The sequence below is a fragment of the Frateuria sp. GZRR35 genome (assembly GCF_051900415.1).
GTDB lineage: Bacteria > Pseudomonadota > Gammaproteobacteria > Xanthomonadales > Rhodanobacteraceae > Frateuria_A.
In genome coordinates, this window is the sequence record NZ_JBHZGL010000018.1 from 1 (window position 1) to 18487 (window position 18487).

At 69.0% G+C, this 18487-nt stretch carries 18 protein-coding genes; 8 read left to right on the forward strand and 10 right to left on the reverse strand.

Going from position 1 to position 18487, the window contains the following annotated elements; all coding sequences use genetic code 11:
* The first annotated feature begins 436 nt into the window (after positions 1-436).
* The 3 genes from ACFWZ3_RS16375 to purH all read left to right on the forward strand — a co-directional run bounded on the left by ACFWZ3_RS16375 (position 437) and on the right by purH (position 3416).
* On the forward strand, positions 437-1213 hold the full coding sequence (locus ACFWZ3_RS16375; RefSeq protein ID WP_439708744.1) for a zinc-ribbon and DUF3426 domain-containing protein: 777 nt from the start codon (positions 437-439) through the stop codon (positions 1211-1213).
* Between the two features lie 177 nt (positions 1214-1390).
* Positions 1391-1681 carry a helix-turn-helix domain-containing protein gene (locus tag ACFWZ3_RS16380; RefSeq protein ID WP_439700490.1) on the forward strand — a complete coding sequence of 97 codons (291 nt, stop codon included), beginning with the start codon at positions 1391-1393 and terminating at the stop codon, positions 1679-1681.
* Between the two features lie 115 nt (positions 1682-1796).
* Positions 1797-3416: a bifunctional phosphoribosylaminoimidazolecarboxamide formyltransferase/IMP cyclohydrolase gene (gene purH, locus ACFWZ3_RS16385; RefSeq protein WP_439708745.1), complete on the forward strand. Its 1620-nt coding sequence runs from the start codon at positions 1797-1799 to the stop codon at positions 3414-3416.
* Positions 3417-3535: 119 nt separating this feature from the next.
* Here the strand turns inward: purH and ACFWZ3_RS16390 are convergent, their stop codons facing one another.
* Positions 3536-3823, reverse strand: a complete 288-nt coding sequence (locus tag ACFWZ3_RS16390; RefSeq protein ID WP_439708746.1) for a hypothetical protein — start codon at positions 3821-3823, stop codon at positions 3536-3538.
* 75 nt (positions 3824-3898) lie between these two features.
* Here ACFWZ3_RS16390 and ACFWZ3_RS16395 point away from each other — a divergent pair, with 75 nt between their 5' ends.
* Both ACFWZ3_RS16395 and ACFWZ3_RS16400 read left to right on the forward strand, forming a co-directional pair.
* Complete coding sequence (locus ACFWZ3_RS16395) at positions 3899-4612, forward strand: glutathione S-transferase (protein WP_439708747.1); 714 nt, start codon at positions 3899-3901, stop codon at positions 4610-4612.
* A gap of 145 nt (positions 4613-4757) precedes the next feature.
* A complete protein-coding gene (locus tag ACFWZ3_RS16400; protein WP_439708748.1) occupies positions 4758-5300 on the forward strand; it encodes an REP-associated tyrosine transposase in 543 nt (180 codons plus the stop codon).
* 54 nt (positions 5301-5354) lie between these two features.
* Here the strand turns inward: ACFWZ3_RS16400 and ACFWZ3_RS16405 are convergent, their stop codons facing one another.
* Entirely contained in the window at positions 5355-5786 is a 432-nt protein-coding gene (locus tag ACFWZ3_RS16405; protein ID WP_439708749.1) for an EamA family transporter, read from the reverse strand.
* 7 nt (positions 5787-5793) lie between these two features.
* Positions 5794-6255: a DUF2782 domain-containing protein gene (locus ACFWZ3_RS16410; protein WP_439708750.1), complete on the reverse strand. Its 462-nt coding sequence runs from the start codon at positions 6253-6255 to the stop codon at positions 5794-5796.
* Positions 6256-6352: 97 nt separating this feature from the next.
* Between ACFWZ3_RS16410 and polA the strand changes: the two genes are divergently transcribed.
* The 3 genes from polA to ACFWZ3_RS16425 all read left to right on the forward strand — a co-directional run bounded on the left by polA (position 6353) and on the right by ACFWZ3_RS16425 (position 11978).
* On the forward strand, positions 6353-9079 hold the full coding sequence (polA, locus tag ACFWZ3_RS16415; RefSeq protein ID WP_439708751.1) for a DNA polymerase I: 2727 nt from the start codon (positions 6353-6355) through the stop codon (positions 9077-9079).
* A 317-nt stretch (positions 9080-9396) separates the two neighbouring features.
* Positions 9397-9615, forward strand: coding sequence for a hypothetical protein (locus ACFWZ3_RS16420; RefSeq protein WP_439708752.1), 219 nt, complete (start codon positions 9397-9399; stop codon positions 9613-9615).
* A 56-nt stretch (positions 9616-9671) separates the two neighbouring features.
* Complete coding sequence (locus ACFWZ3_RS16425) at positions 9672-11978, forward strand: ATP-dependent DNA helicase (RefSeq protein ID WP_439708753.1); 2307 nt, start codon at positions 9672-9674, stop codon at positions 11976-11978.
* 219 nt (positions 11979-12197) lie between these two features.
* Here the strand turns inward: ACFWZ3_RS16425 and ACFWZ3_RS16430 are convergent, their stop codons facing one another.
* From ACFWZ3_RS16430 to ACFWZ3_RS16460, 7 genes are all read right to left on the reverse strand, one after another.
* Positions 12198-13478 carry a S8 family serine peptidase gene (locus tag ACFWZ3_RS16430; protein WP_439708754.1) on the reverse strand — a complete coding sequence of 427 codons (1281 nt, stop codon included), beginning with the start codon at positions 13476-13478 and terminating at the stop codon, positions 12198-12200.
* Positions 13475-14086 carry an anti-sigma factor family protein gene (locus ACFWZ3_RS16435; protein ID WP_439708755.1) on the reverse strand — a complete coding sequence of 204 codons (612 nt, stop codon included), beginning with the start codon at positions 14084-14086 and terminating at the stop codon, positions 13475-13477. The genes ACFWZ3_RS16430 and ACFWZ3_RS16435 overlap by 4 nt, the downstream gene beginning before the upstream one ends.
* Entirely contained in the window at positions 14083-14667 is a 585-nt protein-coding gene (locus ACFWZ3_RS16440; RefSeq protein ID WP_439708756.1) for a sigma-70 family RNA polymerase sigma factor, read from the reverse strand. Before ACFWZ3_RS16440 ends, ACFWZ3_RS16435 begins: the two co-directional genes overlap by 4 nt.
* Before the next feature lie 81 nt (positions 14668-14748).
* Entirely contained in the window at positions 14749-15462 is a 714-nt protein-coding gene (locus ACFWZ3_RS16445; RefSeq protein WP_439708757.1) for a TorF family putative porin, read from the reverse strand.
* A 46-nt stretch (positions 15463-15508) separates the two neighbouring features.
* Entirely contained in the window at positions 15509-15901 is a 393-nt protein-coding gene (locus ACFWZ3_RS16450; RefSeq protein ID WP_439708793.1) for a c-type cytochrome, read from the reverse strand.
* A 98-nt stretch (positions 15902-15999) separates the two neighbouring features.
* Positions 16000-17337 carry a cytochrome C gene (locus ACFWZ3_RS16455; protein WP_439708758.1) on the reverse strand — a complete coding sequence of 446 codons (1338 nt, stop codon included), beginning with the start codon at positions 17335-17337 and terminating at the stop codon, positions 16000-16002.
* A 43-nt stretch (positions 17338-17380) separates the two neighbouring features.
* Positions 17381-17992, reverse strand: a complete 612-nt coding sequence (locus ACFWZ3_RS16460) for a cytochrome b (RefSeq protein ID WP_439708759.1) — start codon at positions 17990-17992, stop codon at positions 17381-17383.
* Positions 17993-18487: the final 495 nt, after the last annotated feature.

The window sequence follows — 18487 nt, forward strand, 5'->3', positions numbered from 1 at the left end:
CTGTAGGAGCGCACCTGTGCGCGACCGCCATGCATCCCGGTCGCGCACAGGTGCGCTCCTACACAAAGCGCCTGCCGACTACCTTCTCCTCTACCGCACGCGGGCAGGACTCCGTGCGCGCTACGCCGAATAGTCCGGCACCCTGAGCGACGGCGCGCGCGACAACCGGTTCGCATCGGCGACGCCCCCACTGATCCTTCCCCCGCCTGCGGGGGAAGGTGCCCGCAGGGCGGATGGGGGAGGTCTTGCGGGAAGCCCTCCGCTTAGCCTGCTCACACCCCCAACACTGCGCGAAGAGCACCCCCATCCGCCTTCGGCACCTTCCCCCGCGGAAGCCCGGTCGGCGTCAACGCGCAAGTGCCGCTGTAGGTAACTGCGTCGAACAACGTGCGCTCGCACTCCGACAAATGCCGGCTTTCCCTTTACTCTTGCGCGCATGTACACCCAGTGCCCCGACTGCCGCACCGTGTTCTCGCTCGACGCGAGCGTACTGGCGCATGCGCGCGGGGCAGTGATCTGCGGCAACTGCGAAACCCTGTTCGATGCACTGGACACGCTCGCCGACCAGCTGCCACCCGAACCCTTCCGGCTGCTTCCCGGCAACACCCGCTCCGAGGAAGCACCCAAACTCGAGCTGGCGATCTACCGGCCTCGCGAAGACGTGCCGGTCGCCGTGGCTGATGCTGCCGCGGCGCCCGCTTTCACGCCCGGCTTTGTCCAGGATCGCCGAGCCACGCGCAAGCGTCCGCGGCGCTGGCCCTGGGTGGTCACCTGCATATCGCTGGCGCTGTTGCTGGCCGCCCAGGTCGCCTGGGCCAAGCGCGACGTGCTGATCACCGACCCGACCATCGGCGCGTGGCTGCGCCAGACCTGCGCTTCGCTCGGCTGCCGGTTGCCGCTGGTGCGTGACGTGCACCGCCTGCACCTGGTGGCGCGCGACGTGCAGGCACATCCGAGCGTCCCGGGCGCGCTGATGATCAGCGCGACCGTCCGCAACGACGCCCCGTTCGCCCAGCCCTACCCTGTGGTTTCGCTCACGCTCTCCGACGCCGACGGGCATCGCCTCGCCATGCGCCGCCTGCACCCGTCCGAATACCTGGATGATGCCGCGGTACTGCGCGCCGGCCTGGCGCCTGGCGCCAGCGCGGCGCTGTTGATCGAGGTCGCCGACCCCGGCAACCGCGCGGTCGCCTTCGAATTCGGTTTCGAGTGAACGACGGTTTCGAGTGAAACCAAAGGCTGCGGGCGCCAGCACTTAAATTTATCGGCCGGCGCCGGTACACTCGCCCCCTCGCGCATGCGCCCATCGCATGCCAAGTGCGCCATGCCGGCGAGATCCACCATAACCACTGCAGCGGCCCACGCTAGCCGCCGCGTCGCTCGTGAGGTACTGCCTGTGAACGCCGTCCGATTGCCTGTCAACGAGGCCGTCCGGGAGACCCCGTCGTCGCAGAGCGCGCTGGGCGAGTGCGTCAGCCGTACCGTGCGTCGCTACCTGGCCGACATCGGCGACACCGAATGCGACGAGGGCCTGCACGCCCTAGTGATCCGCGAGGTCGAGGGCCCGCTGCTGCGCGAAGTGCTGGCGTTCCACGATGGCAACCAGAGCCGCGCCGCCGCCGTGCTTGGCATCAACCGCGCCACGCTGCGCAAGAAGCTGGCCGCGCACGGCCTGCTGTAACCTTCCTGCCCATAACGGGGCACGAGGTCGACAAGCTTTGGCCGTCTGGCCGTCCAAACAGCATTCCACCTTCGTCGGGTTATAATTGCCGGCTTCCCCCACCCTGGAAGCCGCCATGTCCGCCGTCACCCCGATCCGCCGCGCCCTGCTCAGCGTCTCCGACAAGACCGGGTTGATCGATCTCGGCCGCCGCCTGGCCGCCAGGGGCGTGCAGTTGCTCTCCACCGGCGGCTCCGCCAAGGCGCTGCGCGATGCCGGCATCGCCGTGACCGACGTCAGCGAGCTCACCGGCTTTCCGGAAATCATGGACGGCCGCGTCAAGACGCTGCACCCGAAAGTGCACGGCGGCCTGCTCGGCCGCCGCGGGACGGACGACAAGGTGATGGGCGACCTCGGCATCGCGCCGATCGACCTGCTGGTCCTGAATCTTTACCCGTTCGAGCAGACCGTCGCCAGGCCCGACTGCACGCTCGAGCAGGCGATCGAGAACATCGACATCGGTGGCCCGGCGATGCTGCGTTCGGCCGCGAAGAACTGGGCGGACGTGGCCGTGCTGACCGCGCCGGAGCAGTACGAGGAGGCCCTCGCCGAGATCGAGCGCGACGGTGGCCTCTCGCGCGCCACGCGTTTCAAGCTCGCGGTGGCCGCGTTCAACCGCGTGTCCGACTACGACGGTGCGATCAGCGACTACCTCTCCTCGCTCAAGCTCAACGACGCGCACGACGCGATCGCCGGTCACGAAACCTTCGGCGGCCAGGCGAACGGCCGCTTCGTCAAGCTGATGGACCTGCGCTACGGCGAGAACCCGCACCAGGGCGCGGCGTTCTACCGCGACCTGTATCCCGCGCCGGGCACGCTGGCGACTTTCCGCCAGCTGCAGGGCAAGGAGCTGTCCTTCAACAACATCGCCGACGCCGACGCCGCGTGGGAATGCGTGCGCAGCTTCGTTAAGCCGGCCTGCGTGATCGTCAAGCACGCCAACCCCTGTGGCGTGGCGGTGAGCCTGGACGGTATCGGCAAGGCCTACGACCTGGCGTTCCAGACCGACCCGACTTCGGCGTTCGGCGGCATCATCGCGTTCAACCGCGAGGTCGACGGCGCCACCGCGCGCGCCATTGTCGAGCGGCAGTTTGTCGAGGTCGTGCTGGCGCCCGGCTACGCCGACGACGCGCTGAAGGCCTTCGCGAAGAAAGGCAACGTGCGGGTACTGGAAATTCCGCCGCCGGCCAACGCCGATCTGGAGCGAGGCGACCTGCGTTCGCCGCACCCGGGCATGAACGTCAAGCGCGTGGGTTCGGGCCTGCTGATCCAGACCGCCGACACCGGCATGATCGGTGCCGCCGACCTCAAGGTCGTCACCAAGCTCGCCCCCACGCCCGAGCAGATCGACGACCTGATCTTCGCCTGGAAGGTCGCCAAGTTCGTCAAGTCCAACGCGATCGTCTACGCGAAACACCGGCAGACGATCGGCATCGGCGCCGGCCAGATGAGCCGCGTGTACAGCGCGAAGATCGCCGGCATCAAGGCGGCCGACGAGAAGCTCGAAGTGCGTGGCTCGGTGATGGCCTCGGACGCGTTCTTCCCGTTCCGTGACGGCATCGATGCCGCGGCCGAGGCGGGCATCGCGGCAGTGATCCAGCCGGGTGGCTCCATGCGCGACGCGGAGGTCATTGCCGCCGCCGACGAGCGCGACATGGCGATGGTGTTCACCGGCATGCGCCACTTCCGCCACTGAACGTTCGAACCCCTCTCCTGCGGGAGGGGTTGGGGTGTGGGTCCGGCGGAGCGCAGCCCCGGCCGGCCGCACCTTCATCGTCGCTGCGGCGCACCTTCTCCCGCAGGGAGAAGGAACCATCACTGCACGAAGCGCTGCACCAGCTGCCGCCACTCCTGCTCCGGCGGATCGTCGCAGAACGGTACGCCGGCCCGCCCGTACCAGTAGCGGGCGTTGTCCAGATCGCCTTCGAGCCGGTGCACGTGCGCGTGGATCGCCGCGGCGCCCGCGTCCTCCAGCCCCTGCACCAGGTGGTGCGCGCGCTCCGGCTCGCCGTGGCCCAGCCACCACAGCGCCTGCAGATGCTCGGGCAGGCCGGCGGGCGGCGTACCACCGGCGAGCGATGCTTCGAAACGGGCCAGGTCCATACAGCTGCCGATTGTGCGCCCTCACGGCACCTTGTGGTGTGCATTGCGAGGCTTGGCCGGTACGGAGGCCCAGCCATGACCTACGAGCTCTACTACTGGACCGGCATCCAGGGACGCGGTGAATTCGTCCGGCTCGCGCTGGAAGATGCCGGTGCCGACTATGTCGATGTCGCCCGCAACCGCGGCGATGCGGTGATGGATCCCTTCCTCACCGGCGAAAGCACCGAAGATGCGCTGCCCTTCGCCCCACCCTTCCTGCGTGCCGGCCACCTGCTGATCGCGCAGACTGCCGCCATCCTGGCCTACCTGGGCCAGCACCTGCGGCTGGTGCCCGAGGGCGAGGCGCGGCGCATCTACGCCAACCAGCTGCAGCTGACCATCGCCGACCTGGTTGCCGAGGTCCACGACAGCCACCATCCCATCGCCGCCAGCCTGTACTACGAGGATCAGCAGCAGGAAGCCGAGCGCCGCGCGGCCGACCTGCGCACGCACCGGCTGCCCAAGTACCTGGGCTATTTCGAACAGGTGCTGGCGCGCTCGGACGGCCGCCACGCGCTGGGCGAACACTCCTACGTCGACCTGTCGCTGTTCCAGTTGATGGCCGGCCTGGATTACGCCTTTCCCAACGCCATGCGCCGCCTGCGCAAGGACCTGCCACGCCTGTGCGCGCTGGCCGAGGACGTCTCCCGGCGCCCGCGCATCGCCGCCTATCTCGCCTCGCCACGGCGCCTTCCGTTCAACGAACAGGGCATCTTCCGCCATTACCCCGAGCTGGACGATCCGGCCTGACGCTGGTTGCGGTGGGCTGAAGCCCACCCTACGACCGCGACTTTGTAGGGTGGGCTTCAGCCCACCGCAACCTCGCGCAAAACCTACCCGCTCCAACGCTCCGCCCTGATGCCACCCATGCGCCAGGAGCTTCAAACTCCGAACCATGAGCAACTACCTGCGTGTATTGCAGCCAGGCGGCACCTTCTTCTTCACGCTTGCCTTGGCTGATCGGGACAGCGCCCTGCTAACCCGGCACATCGCTTCGCTACGGGCCGCCCTTTCCCTGGCGCGCGATGCGCGTCCCTTCCGCTTAGATGCGATGGTGGTACTGCCGGAACACTTGCATTTGCTATGCACGCTGCCGGCAACCGACACCGATTACGCCACCCGGATCGCGCATTTCAAGGCGTGCTTTTCGCGGTACCTACCTGACCGCAGCGATCGCGCATGGCGTCGACGCCGCGAGCGCGGCGTCTGGCAACGCCGCTACTGGGAGCACACGATCCGAGACGAGCGGGACCACCAGAACCATATCGACTACATCCACTACAACCCAGTGAAACACGGGCATGTCAGCCAGGTCAGGGACTGGCCGTGGTCGACTTTCCATCGCTTCGTCGCCCAGGGCGATGCTGGCGCCGGATTGGGCCGGTGTTCGAGAGGGCGCTTCAAACACGCGCTTCGGCGAGTAGTGCTGGTGGGCTGAAGCCCACCCTACGACTATCCGCGGACACGTGGGGTCGACTTCTGCCCACCATCCTCAGAACAGCGCGATGACGATCGCGCCGGCGACGATCAACCCACCGCCGACCAGCACCGGCAGGCTCGGCTTCTCGCCCAGAAAGACCAGCGCCAGCACGATCACCATTGCCACGCTGAGCTTGTCGATCGGCGCGACCTTGCTCACCGGCCCCAGTTGCAGCGCGCGGTAGTAGCAGAGCCACGACAGCCCCGTGGCCACGCCCGAGAGCACCAGGAACACCCAGCTGTGCCACGGCAGCCCTGCCGGACGCGCCCACTCGCCGCGCAGGCTGAGGATGCCGGCGGTGACCGCAAGGATCACCAGCGTGCGGATGAAGGTCGCCAGGTTGGAGTTGATCCCGGCCACGCCGAGCTTGCCGAACAGCGCGGTGAGCGCGGCGAAGAACGCCGAGCCCAGCGCGAACAGCAGCCAGCTCTGGCGCAGGTCCATGACCCCCTCAGTCGCCCGCGGAGGACGCCGGCGCGGGCTTGGACTTGCCCCACTCGAGGATCTTGTACATCACCGGCCGCGTGGGCTTCTGCCCGTGCTCGTCGACCAGCCGGCCGCTCGGATCGACCATGTAGGTCTGCGCGATGCCGTTCGGCGGCGTGACCACCACCATGTAGAGCTGTCCGTTGCGGCGATATTCCTGCACCACGTTCTCGCCCTGCTGGTGCACGCTGACCTCAGGCATCGGCTCGCCTGACCGGATCGGCTCAGGCTTGCGCGGCAGCAGCGAAGTGCCGCTTCGCGCCGGCGTCGCGGCCTGCTGCTGCCCCGGCGCTGGTGCGCTCGGCTTGACGCCCGGATCGTTCATCCCCGGCGGCGGCGGCACGTTCACCGGCGGCGGCGTCGATTGGGCGAAAGCGGGCGCGGCGAGTAAGGCGGGAACGAGGACGAGCGCGGCGGCAAGCTTCATGGCTTCGGGTCCGGGGGAGATGTGCGGCGAGCATAGCAGCGGCCCTGGCGCGGCCCGGTGAACCGCGACCTCATGGCACGCGTGCGAGAATGCCCGGATGGCACAGCTCATCCTGATCGACGGCTCCTCCTACCTCTACCGCGCCTTCCACGCGCTGCCGCCGCTGACCAACGCGCGCGGCGAACCGACGGGCGCACTCTTCGGCGTGGTCAACATGCTGCGCGCGACGCTGAAGGCGCAGCCGGAGTACCTGGCCTTCGTCTGCGACGCGCCCGGGCGCACCTTCCGCGACGACATCTACGCCGAGTACAAGGCCAATCGCGCGGCCATGCCCGACGACCTGCGCGCGCAGGTCGAGCCGATGATGGCGATCGTCGGCGCACTCGGTTTCCCGATCCTGTGCGTGCCGGGCGTGGAAGCCGACGACGTGATCGGCACGCTGGCCCAGTCGGCCGCGGCGCAGGGCATCGACGTGACGATCTCCACCGGCGACAAGGACCTGGCGCAGCTGGTCGGCCCGCACGTGAAGCTGATCAACACGATGACCAACACCACGCTGGACATCGCCGGCGTGACCGAAAAATTCGGCGTGCCGCCCGAGCGCATCGTCGATTTCCTCTCGCTCACCGGCGACAGCATCGACAACGTGCCCGGCGTGACCAAATGCGGGCCCAAGACCGCAGCCAAATGGCTGGCCGAATACGGTTCGCTGGACGGCGTGATCGCCAGCGCCGACAAGATCGGGGGCAAGATCGGCGAATACCTGCGCGAGGCGTTGCCCAAGCTGCCGCTCTCGCGCGAGCTGGTGACCATCCGCACCGACCTGGAACTCGAGCACGGCCCGACCGACCTCACCCTGCGCGAGCGCGAAACCGCCGCGCTGCGCGAGCTGTTCACCCGCTACGAGTTCAAGGCGGCGCTGAGGGAGCTGGACGCGGAAACGCTCGGTGAACCGGGCCCCGCTCCCGTCGCCGCGGTCGCCCCCGCACCGCACACGCCGGCGCCCGCGGCGGCGAAGCCCGGCGAGTACGAACTGGTTACCTCGCCCGAGCGCTTCGAGCATTGGCTTAAGGTGCTGCGCGAGGCGCCGCTGATCGCCTTTGACACCGAAACCAGCGACATCGATGCGATGCGTGCCGAGCTGATCGGCCTGTCCTTCGCGGTGGAATCGGGCAAGGCCTGCTACATCCCGCTCGCGCACGACTACCCGGGCGCGCCCTGGCAGCTTGACCGCGACCAGGTGCTGCACGCGGTCAAGCCGCTGTTCGAGGACCCGGCCCTCCCGAAGCTCGGCCAGCATTCGAAGTACGACATCAACGTGCTGTCGCACTACGGCATCCTCGTCGAGGGCCTCAGGCACGATTCCATGCTGGCCTCCTACGTATGGAACGCCACCGCCACGCGCCACGACATGGATTCGCTGGCCAGCCGCTACCTCAACTACCAGACGATCAGGTACGAGGACGTCGCGGGCAAGGGCGCCAAGCAGATCCCGTTCTCGCAGGTGGACCTGGACACCGCCTGCCGCTATGCCGCCGAGGACGCCGACATCACCCTGCGCCTGCACGAGGCGCTGCAGCCGATGCTCGATACCGTGCCTGCGCTCAAGCGTGTGTACGAAGAGATCGAAGTGCCGCTCGCGCCGATCCTCGCCGGCATGGAACGCAAGGGCGTGCTGATCGACGTCGACGAACTGCGCAGGCAGAGCCAGGAGCTGGGCAAGCGCATGCACGAGCTGCAGCAGCAGGCCTATGCGGAGGCCGGCTGCGCGTTCAGCCTGGACTCGCCCAAGCAGTTGCAGGCGATCCTGTTCGACCAGCTCGGCCTGGCGGCCAAGGTGAAGACACCCAAGGGCCAGCCCTCGACCAACGAGGAAGCGCTGGAGGCGATCGCCGACGACCATGCGCTGCCGCGGCTGATCCTCGACTACCGCGGCCTGGCCAAGCTGCGCTCGACGTATACCGACAAGTTGGCCTCCATGGTCAACCCGCGCACCGGCCGCGTGCACACCTGCTATCACCAGGCCGCCGTGGCGACCGGGCGCATCTCTTCGTCCGATCCGAACCTGCAGAACATCCCGGTGCGCACCGACGAGGGCCGGCGCATCCGCGCCGCCTTCGTGGCGCCGGAGGGCTGGGTGGTAATGGCGGCCGACTACTCGCAGATCGAGCTTCGCATCATGGCGCACCTGTCCGGCGACGAGGCGCTGCTGCGTGCGTTCAAGAGCGGCGGCGACGTGCACCGCGCCACCGCCGCCGAAGTGTTCGGCGTGGCGCCGGAGGACATCACGCTCAACCAGCGCCGCGCCGCCAAGGCGATCAACTTCGGGCTGATGTACGGCATGAGCGCGTTCGGCCTGGCGCGGCAACTGGGGATCGATCGCGGCGAAGCCAGCGATTACATGGCGCGCTACTTCTCGCGCTTCGCCGGCGTGCGCGCGTTCATGGACGCCACCCGCGAGCAGGCCCATCGCGACGGCTACGTGGAAACCATCTTCGGCCGGCGGCTGTATCTGGAAAACCTCAAGGCGCGCAACCAGGCGCTGCGCTCCGGCGCCGAACGCGCCGCGGTGAACGCGCCGATGCAGGGCAGCGCGGCCGACATCATCAAGCGGGCGATGATCGCCATGGGCGCCTATCTGCGCGACCGCACCGACGCCCACATGCTGATGCAGGTGCACGACGAACTGGTGTTCGAGGTGCAGGAGGAGTCGGTGGAGCGCATGCGCCAGGCGGTGATCGAGCGCATGTCAGGCGCCGCCGAGCTTGCCGTGCCGCTGGTGGTGGATGTGGGCGTCGGAGCGAACTGGGAGCAGGCGCACTAGCGCGCTGCTTTTGAGCCCTCTCCCCGAAGGGGAGAGGGAGCAAGTTCGTGCGAATGAACGGATCCTGACCTATTCCGGATATCCCGAGCCCTTCCCTTGAAACTTTCCTACCCCGGACGCATCCAAGGTTCCGGATGCACGCAACGGCATCCACCGGCCCGTCCACCTCCCTGAGCGGGCCACAGGATGCGAACCTCTCCCCTGGGCTTCGCATCCACCCCCGGCCCCGAAGGTTCCCCCTAGCCTTCGGGGCTTTTTTTTGCCCGTTCACGGCCGTGCCCGCTAAGATCGGCCGAACTCAACCGTGGAGGCGGCTCATGCGTGCAGGACTCATCATCGTCGGCATCATCCTGCTGGTCGCGGGCATCTGGGTGACCCTGGGCAACGGCAGCTACACGCAGACCGACACGGTGGCGCAGCTCGGCCCCGCCAGGATCTCGGCCACGCACGAGAGAGCTGTGCCGCAGTGGATCGGCATCGCCGGCATCGTGGTCGGCGGCCTGCTGACCATCGGCGGTTTCGTCAAGAAAAGGTAAGCCCTGCGGCGCCGCGTTCGCGCGGCGCGCTTGACAGGCGCCGGTACAATGGGTCGATGGATGTTTCGTACCTGATCGACTCGCTCAACGACGCGCAGCGCGAAGCCGTATGCGCACCGCCCGGCCACTACCTGGTGCTGGCCGGCGCCGGTTCCGGCAAGACCCGCGTGCTGACCCACCGCATCGGCTGGCTGACCCAGGTCGAGCGGGTGCCGCCGTGGGCCATCCTGGCCGTCACATTCACCAACAAGGCCGCCGGCGAAATGCGCGCGCGGCTGGATTCGCTGATCCCCGGCGGCACCACCGGCCTCACCGTCGGCACCTTCCACGGCATCGCCCACCGCCTGCTGCGCCGGCACTGGCGCGAGGCCGGGCTGCCGGAAGGTTTCCAGATCCTCGATGCCGACGACCAGCAGCGGCTCATCAAGCGCGTGGTTGCCGGCCTCGGCCTGGACGAGGCGAAGTTCCCGCCGCGCCAGGCCACCTGGCAGATCAACGGCTGGAAGGACGAAGGCAAGCGCCCGGACGCCATCGAGCACGGCAACCACCCGGTCACCCGCACGCTGGTGCAGATCTACCAGGCGTACGAAGAGGCCTGCCGGCGCGCCGGCCTGGTCGACTTCGCCGAACTGCTGCTGCGCGCGCACGAGCTGTGGCTGAAGAACCCGGCCGTGCTGGAGCATTACCAGCAGCGCTGGCGCTATCTGCTGATCGACGAGTTCCAGGACACCAATGCGCTGCAGTATGCGTGGATCCGCGTGCTCGCCGGGAATGTCGGGAAGGTGTTCGCCGTCGGCGACGACGACCAGTCGATCTACGGCTGGCGCGGCGCCAAGGTGGAGAACATGCAGCAATTCCTGCGCGACTTCCCCGGCGCGCGCACGATCAAGCTGGAGCAGAATTACCGCTCCACCGCGACGATCCTGAAAGCCGCCAACAGCGTGATCGCACGCAACGGCGGACGCCTGGGCAAGCAGCTGTGGACGGCCGGCGAGGAGGGCGACCGCATCGCGCTGTACGCCGCTTACAACGAGCAGGACGAAGCGCGCTTCGTCATCGAACGCATCCGCGAATACGTCAACGAGCACGGCAGTGCGAAGGACTGCGCGATCCTCTACCGCTCCAATGCGCAGTCGCGCAACTTCGAGGAACAGCTCAGCCAGCGCAGCATTCCCTACCGCGTCTACGGCGGCCTGCGCTTCTTCGAGCGCGCCGAGATCAAGGACGCGCTCGCCTACCTGCGCCTGACCGCCAATCGCCACGACGACGCCGCGTTCGAGCGCGCGGTGAACACCCCGCCGCGCGGCATCGGCGACCGCACGCTGGACGTGCTGCGCCGGCGTGCGCGGGCCGAGGGCAGCTCGATGTGGGAAGCGGCGCTGGGCGAGTTGACCGATGGGCGCGAGCTGGCCGGCCGCGCGAAGAACGCGGTGAAAGCCTTCCTGGCGCTGATAGACCAGATGGCTAAGGACTTCGCTCCCTCTCCCCCGAATGGAATAGGAGCTGGGGGAGAGGGTTGGGGTGAGGGGTCGGGCTTGCCGGAAGTCCCCGCTCCGAACGACCCCTCACCCAACCCTCTCCCCGAAGGGGAGAGGGCTCAAGGTCACGAGAGCCTCACGCTCGCCGAGCAGATGGACCACGCCATCACCCACACCGGCCTGCGCGACCACTACGAGAAGGACAGCCGCGGCAACGGCGAGGCGCGCGTGGAGAACCTGGACGAACTGGTCAACGTCGCCAGCCGCTTCGCCATGACGCCGGAGGACGTCGAGGCCGGGCTCACCGAACTGTCCGCCTTCCTCTCCCACGCCGCGCTCGAGGCCGGCGAGGGCCAGGGCGAGGCCTGGGACGACTGCGTGCAGTTGATGACGCTGCACTCGGCCAAGGGCCTGGAGTTCCCGCTGGTGTTCCTGGTCGGCATGGAGGAAGGCTTGTTCCCCAGCCAGCGCTCGACCGAGGACGAGAGCCGGCTGGAGGAAGAACGTCGCCTGGCCTACGTCGGCATCACCCGCGCGCGCGAGCGGCTGGTGGTGACCCACGCCGAGTCGCGCCGCATGCACGGCACCGAGATGCTCGCCCGCCCCTCGCGCTTTTTGGCCGAGATGCCGCCGGAGCTGGTCGACGAGGTGCGCCCGCGCGTGCAGGTCAGTCGCCCGATGTATGCCGGCCGCTACACCGACACGTCCTCGCTGCAGGAGGAGCTGCCGGTCAAGCTCGGCCAGCGCGTCAGCCATCCGAGCTTCGGCGAGGGCGTGGTGGTGAGCGCCGAAGGCAGCGGTGCGCACACGCGGCTGCAGGTCAACTTCGCCGGTAGCGGCAGCAAGTGGTTGGTGGCGGCCTACGCCAACCTCACGCCGCTGTAGGGCCTCACCCGACACCGTCTCGGATGCTGTGCGGGCTGTTGCCCCTCCCCCTACCTGCAGAGAGAGCGTGGGTGGCTGCCTTGCGACCATCAAACGTCGAGGCGAATGTAGGAGCGCACCTGTGCGCGACCGCCATGTCCGGCATGGCGGCAAGGCGCGGCACCGCGTTCGCGCACAGGTGCGCTCCTACAGGGGCCGCGCGATTGGGTGCCTGTCAGGTCAGCGGCGCAGCCGTGCGACGGCGGCGGCGGCGTCCACCTGCAGTCCGTCCGGCGTGCGCTTGCTGCTGTCCAGCAGGATGCGGTGCACCGACTGCGCGCTCAGGTGCGGATCGAGCGAAAGCAGCAACGCGACGATGCCGCTCACGTGCGCAGCGGCCATCGAGGAGCCCGAGCTGAAGTCGTAGCCCCCACCCGGCTCGGTGCTGAGGATGTCGTGCCCCGGTGCGCTGAGCACGCCAGCCGGGGCGGGCGTGTCGGCAGTCGTGCGGACCACCAGCACGCCCGGCGTACCGTCGGGAAAGCCTCCCAGGTTGCCGCTGGGCGGCAGTGCCGTGACCACGATGCGGCCCTCCTCCAGCAGTTGCCCGAGCAATTGCCCGAGCAGCGGATCGGCCGGTCCACCCAGGCTCAGGTTGATCACGCGCGCATCGGTATCGATGATCGCCGCCAGCGCCTTGGCCAGCGTGAACGAGTTGCAGCGCGCGCCAGCGCCCGCGCCGGCGTACCAACAGGCCTTGTAGACGCTGAGCGCGGCGTCCGGGGCGATGCCGACGATGCCCTGCCGGTTGTTCGCGGTCGCCGCGATGATGCCGGCGACCTCGGTGCCGTGACGGTCGTCCCGGAACGCGCGCGCATCGTCGTTGACCAGGTTCTGCGTGGCGAGGACGCGGCCCTTGAGGTCGGGGTGAGCTACGTCCACGCCGGTATCGACCACGGCGACGCGCGTGTCCCGCCCTTGGCTCGTGCTGTGGGCAAGCGCCGCATCGGTCTCGACGAAGCCGCGCTGCAGGTCGGCATAGGGGTCGTTGTAGCGCTGCGGTTGCGTCGCCTGGTCGGCGTAGGTGGCGTACTCGTGCAGCGGCTCGGCCAGCGCGACGCGCTGGTCCTTCGCCAGCGCCTGCAGCATCGCCTCGCGGCTGGTGCCCGGCGGCGGCTGCAGCACGATGCAATAGAGCTTGAGCGCCTTGATCGGCCAGCCGGCGACCTCGGTCCAGCCGTAGAGCTGCTGCAGGTCGGTCAGCGTGGACGCGGCGCGTCGTCCCGCGCCGTAATGCGCGGGCGCGGCGTAGCCGAGCAGGCTGGAACCGGCGTGCATGGGTGGCGGATCGAGCGGGTTGGCCACGGCGAGCACGATGTCGCGTCCGCTGTCCATGGAAGCGACCGAGGTGGTCGCGACGGGATCGCCCGGCGCACGCGTTGCCGTCCGCGTCGACGCGCAGCCGGCCAGGCCCAGCGCGAGTACGGCCAGCACGAGTGCCCAGGCGTGGCGGAATTTCATGGCCGGCGGTCGGCGGGCTCGGCCAGGCGGATGCCCTGCGTGGCGCGCAGGCGCTTGAGCGTGTCCTGCGCCGACCCGCGGATCGCCACCACCGTGTAGGCGCCCACGTCGTTGGGCCCGTCGACGACCTGCAGGTCCAGGCCGCGCAGCAGCGCATCCCAGTCGGCCAGCTTCATGCCGGCGTCAGGCACCACGTGGATCGAGCCCTGCACCGCCGGCGCGGCATCCTGGCTCAACGTGCGGTAGACCGGCGCGGGATGCTCGGACCACAGTTTCGCGCCGAGGATGCCGATGCCGATGGCCTGCACGAGCACCGCCGCGACCAGCGCCCGGCTCAGCCACGGGCTGGCGCGCGCGGGCTGCGCGACCGGTTCGGGCTGGTCCAGCCGCGCCATCAGGCGGTCCAGCCCCGCATTCGGGTCGAGCCCGACCTCGGCCGGTAGCGACAGCGCCAGCCGCAGCCGGCTCTGCTGTTCGAATTCGGTGCGGCAGGCCTCGCACTGCGCGAGGTGCTGCGCCAGCCACTCGTTGTCGTGCGGCGCCGCGGTGCCCTGCAGGACCCAGGGCATGGCCTCCCAGGCACGGGCGCACCTGTTCGGGAATGTCATGGCACGTTCTCTTGATGTTGGATCGACTCGCCGGCCAGCGCCGGCAGTACGTTGCGCAGTTTCACCCGCGCGTAGAAAAGACGCGCCTTCACCGTTCCCACCGGGCATTGCATGATCACCGCCACGTCGTCGAGGCTGTGACCCACGCCGTAGACCAGCTCGACCACCACGCGCTGGTCGACCGACAGCCGCTCCAGGCCCTTGGCCAGCCAGTCGCGCAGCTCGCGGTCCTCGCCGGGGTCGTGCGCCGAGGCGCGCTCGTCGCGGGCCGGATCGTCCTCGATCGGCTCGTCGCCGTGCTGGCGCAGGGCCTTCAGCCCGCAGCGATAGGCGATGCCCATGATCCAGGTGGACACGCGCGAGTCGCCGCGGAAACCGGCGGCCTTCTGCCAGGCGATCCAGAAGCAGTCGTTGATCACTTCCTCGATCACGTCCGGCCGGCGGGTCAACCGCGACAGGAAGCGGCACAGCCGGCCGTGGTAGCTGCGATAGAGCACCGCCAGCGCGGCGCGATCGCCCGTGGCCATGCGCTGGAGCAGCATGCGGTCGGTTTCGTCATCGTGGGTGTCGGCGTCGTTCATGGGACGGCTCAGGCTACGGTGCAAAGGCGGCCATTTGCCCGGTAGGTGCCGGTATGGGCGGAAAAGGTTGCTCCGGGGCGCTCAGAAAGACCAGGACACCGAGGCCATCCAGGGCGACAGGCCGCCGGTGCCCCGCCGCGCCGCGGGCGCGCCGTCGGTAGCGATGCGGTCGAGCTCGACACGCCATCGGTCGCGGCGCCACGCCAGCCCCGCCTGGCCGTAACGGTAGTAGCCCGGACCCTCGCCGTAGTAGCGGTAATAACCGTAGGCGCTGCCCTGGAAGCGCGCCACGCCTCCCCCCACCAGCAGCGACAGATGGCGCGTCAGCGGCCAGCGCAGGTTGGCCTCCGCCGCCGGGTTGGTATGCGCATCCGGCCTGCCGACCGCGCGCAGGGCGGCCAGGTTGAAGGTGAGGATGTCGCGGTAGATCCACGCCAGGTCGGCCTCCACCCGCCGGTAGCCGCGCGAGCGCCCGCGCCGCGGCGCGTCGTAGTAGAGGACGCTCGCCTGCATCTGCCAGTTGGTCGACACGGGCCAGGAATACGCCACGTGAAGCAGGCCCTCGGCCAGCCGCGTCGAGCGCATCTCGCTGGCCGCTGCCGCGCCGAGCGACCAGCCGCTGGGCGCGCTCCAGTCCAGCTCGCCCTGCAGGACGGGCCGGTTCGAGGTGATCGGCAGGCCGCGATCGACCAGCTGCGAGGTGAGCGCCACCGTGCCCGCGAACGGACTGGCCTGGGCATGCAACGGACCGGACGGCGAGGCCAGCGCGAGCAGCGCAAGTGCGGCGAGCAGCACGCGTCGCCCCGGTCGCGAAAACGGAACGCGCCAGCCCTGGCCGGGGTCAGCGCACCGTGCCAAGAAAGCTGATGAGATCGTCACGCTGCTCGGCGTCATCCAGGCCATCGTATTTCATTTTCGTGCCCGGATTGGCTTGCCTGGCCGGCTGCGCGAGGTACCACCGAAGCTTCTCGGGCGTCCATGTCCAGTCGGCCCGCTGGAGCGCCTCCGAATAGTGGTAGTCCGGCAGCGCGCCGGCGTGGCGCCCGACGATGCCGAACAGGCTCGGGCCCTTCTTGTTGCGACCCTGGCGGATGCTGTGGCATTCGCTGCACTCGGAACGGAACACGTCCGCCCCGGCGGCGGCATCGCCGGCGTGGACCGGCCGCGGGCCCGCCAGCGCGCCCAGCAGGACCCCGCTTGCGGCGATGAGCGGCAGTCGACGCCGCAAGAACAGCTTGCTCACATGACACTCCCGTCGATGGCATTCTCCCGGAGGCGGCCGGCGCGGAACCGGCCACCCGTGGTTGGAACATGGCGGCTGGAACATGGCGGCTAGAACATGGCGCTGGCGGATACGAAGAACGCGTTCAGGTCCGACGCGTCCGTGCCCGGCGCACCCGGCGGGGCGCCGAAGATGTTGGAGCGGCGGCCGTTGAACCGGGTGAAGCGGAACCAGCTCACGGCGAGCTTGAGGTTCGCCACGGCGGTCCACGAACCGTCCTTGCCCAACGGCGTCCAGTACAGGCTGAACAGGTTGCTGGTGGTGGCCGGATCACCGAGCGGCCCGTAGCGCACCGGGTCACGCGAGCCGGTGCTCATCAGGTGCGTGGCGCTGATGCCGTAGCTCTGCCGGAAGGTGTAGGTGGCCGTCAGTACCTGGTCGTGCGCCGTGGCGTGGGTGGGCGCGACCAGGCCGCCGATCGCCGGCGCGCTGCCGTAGTGGCGACGCTCCATGATGTTGACGTAGTTCAACTGGACGATGTGGTCGCGGTTGCCCAGGTACTGGTAAGTGAGGTCGTAGCCGAGGTCGGTGATGTCGTCCGCCGCCGCACTGCGCGGTAGTCGGCGCTGCGTCGTCAGCGCCACCACACCGGCGGAGAAGAACTGTCGCTTGAGGTCCTTCATCCAGGCCAGCCGCAGGTAGCCGGTGCCGCTCAACCTGCCCGGGTCGCCCGAGCGCGAGTAACCCAGGTCGTCCTGCTGCGAGGCGGAAAGCGAGCGGTAGCTGCCGACTTCCGCGTACCACTGCGCATCGTAGAAGCCATAGACGCCGCCGCCGACCACGCGGTTGGCGAGCGAACCGGGACTGGAGGGGTTGAGCAGGGTGCCGGTGACGCCGGGCGGGCCGAGGTAGGCCGGGGCGGGCAACGCACCGATCGGATCGTCGAAGCTCGGGTTGTTGTTCACGCTCACGCCGAGCACCAGGTCGCGCCCGCCGAACGTGAGGTCGTGCGCCACGTAGCGGAGGTCGACGTTGCTCAGCCTGGTGTTGTAGCCGCCATCGCCCTCGTGGTCGGCCTCGATCTTCACGAAGCCCCCCACGTGCTCGGTCAGCCGGCCGGCCAGGAACAGGTCCGCCTCGGTGAGGTTGGTCGTGCTGTGGCCGCGCGCGGGGTTGGTGTACTGGGCGATCAGCTGCGCGGCCAGCGGCAGCTTGGTGCCCTCGCCGTTGGTCTCGGTGAAGCCGTTGATCTTGAACCGCATGCCGTAGGGTGTGAGCGCGGGGCCGTAGGCGGCCGCATGGCAATCCGCGCAGGCCGAGCCGGTCTGCCGCGCGAACGCCGCGGTCGCCTGTACCGAGCCGCTGGCAACCAGCAACGCGAGTACCAGGAGCCAGACAGGCAATGCCCGTGCGTGCCGCAGTTGCAGGCGATCGGGAAGAAACGGCATGGAGACTCCTTGGTTTCCGGAACGGCAAAGGTTGTCCTGTCGATCAGCGGCGCCGGGGCCACATGCCGCGAAGCACGGCATCTCGCAGTACGAAGTGATGCCAGAGCGCGGCCGACACGTGCAGCAGGGCGAGCGCGAGCAGCACCCATGCCGCGTCCTGGTGCCACACCAGCAACTGGTCGGCGAGGTCGAAATCCGGTTCCACCAGGCGTGGCAAAGAGAGCCCGAGGAAATGCACCCGCTTGCCCTGTGCATCGCTGAGCGCCCAGCCGAGCAGCGGCAGCGCCAGCAACGCGGCGTACAGCGCGGCGTGGGTGAATCCGGCCGCAGCGCGATGCGTACGGTGAGCGTTGGCGAGGTCAGGCAAAGGACCCCAGCGGAAGCGCAGCGCGATGCGCACGCCAAACAGGAGCAGCACGCACAGGCCCAGGTGGCGATGGACGTCCAGCAGTCCGTTGCGCCAGGCGCGCGCGTCGATGCCGCTGCGCGCGAGGATCACCGCCGCGGCGAGCACCAGAAACAGCACGGTGAGCCAGTGCGACCCGACCAGTGCGCGCGGCCGGGCAGTGACGGGGATCGTCGCGCCGCGCGCGGATGGGGACAGGCCCGCGATGCCACCGCTGTCCTCGTCAGCCTTGCCGTCTGCCGCTGCCATGAGCCCCTGTTCGCGTCCCTGGTTTCAGGCGGATGAGTGCCGGGCCAGGCACCAAAGGTTGCCGCGCCTCTGCTCCCTCTCCCTCCGGGAAGAGGCTCAGGAATCCAGGCACAGAAGGAGCCGCCCGCTTTTGCTCCCTCTCCTCCCCGGGGAGAGGGCTGGGGTGAGGGGCCACTCTTGCGAAACAGCCACCCACGAAGCGTGGCTGCTCGCGATGCCCGAGCGCATCAACCACCTTTCCCGCGAGCCCCGACCCCTCACCCAACCCTCTCCCCGCAGGGGAGAGGGCTCAGAAGTTCCAGGCACAGGAGGAGCCGCCCGCTTTTGCTCCCTCTCCCCTCCGGGGAGAGGGCTGGGGTGAGGGGCCACTCTTGCGAAACAGCCCCCACGAAGCGCGGGCTGCTCGCGATGCCCGAGCGCATCAACCACCTTTCCCGCGAGCCCCGACCCCTCACCCATCCCTCTCCCCGCAGGGGAGAGGGCTCGAGTTCTTCG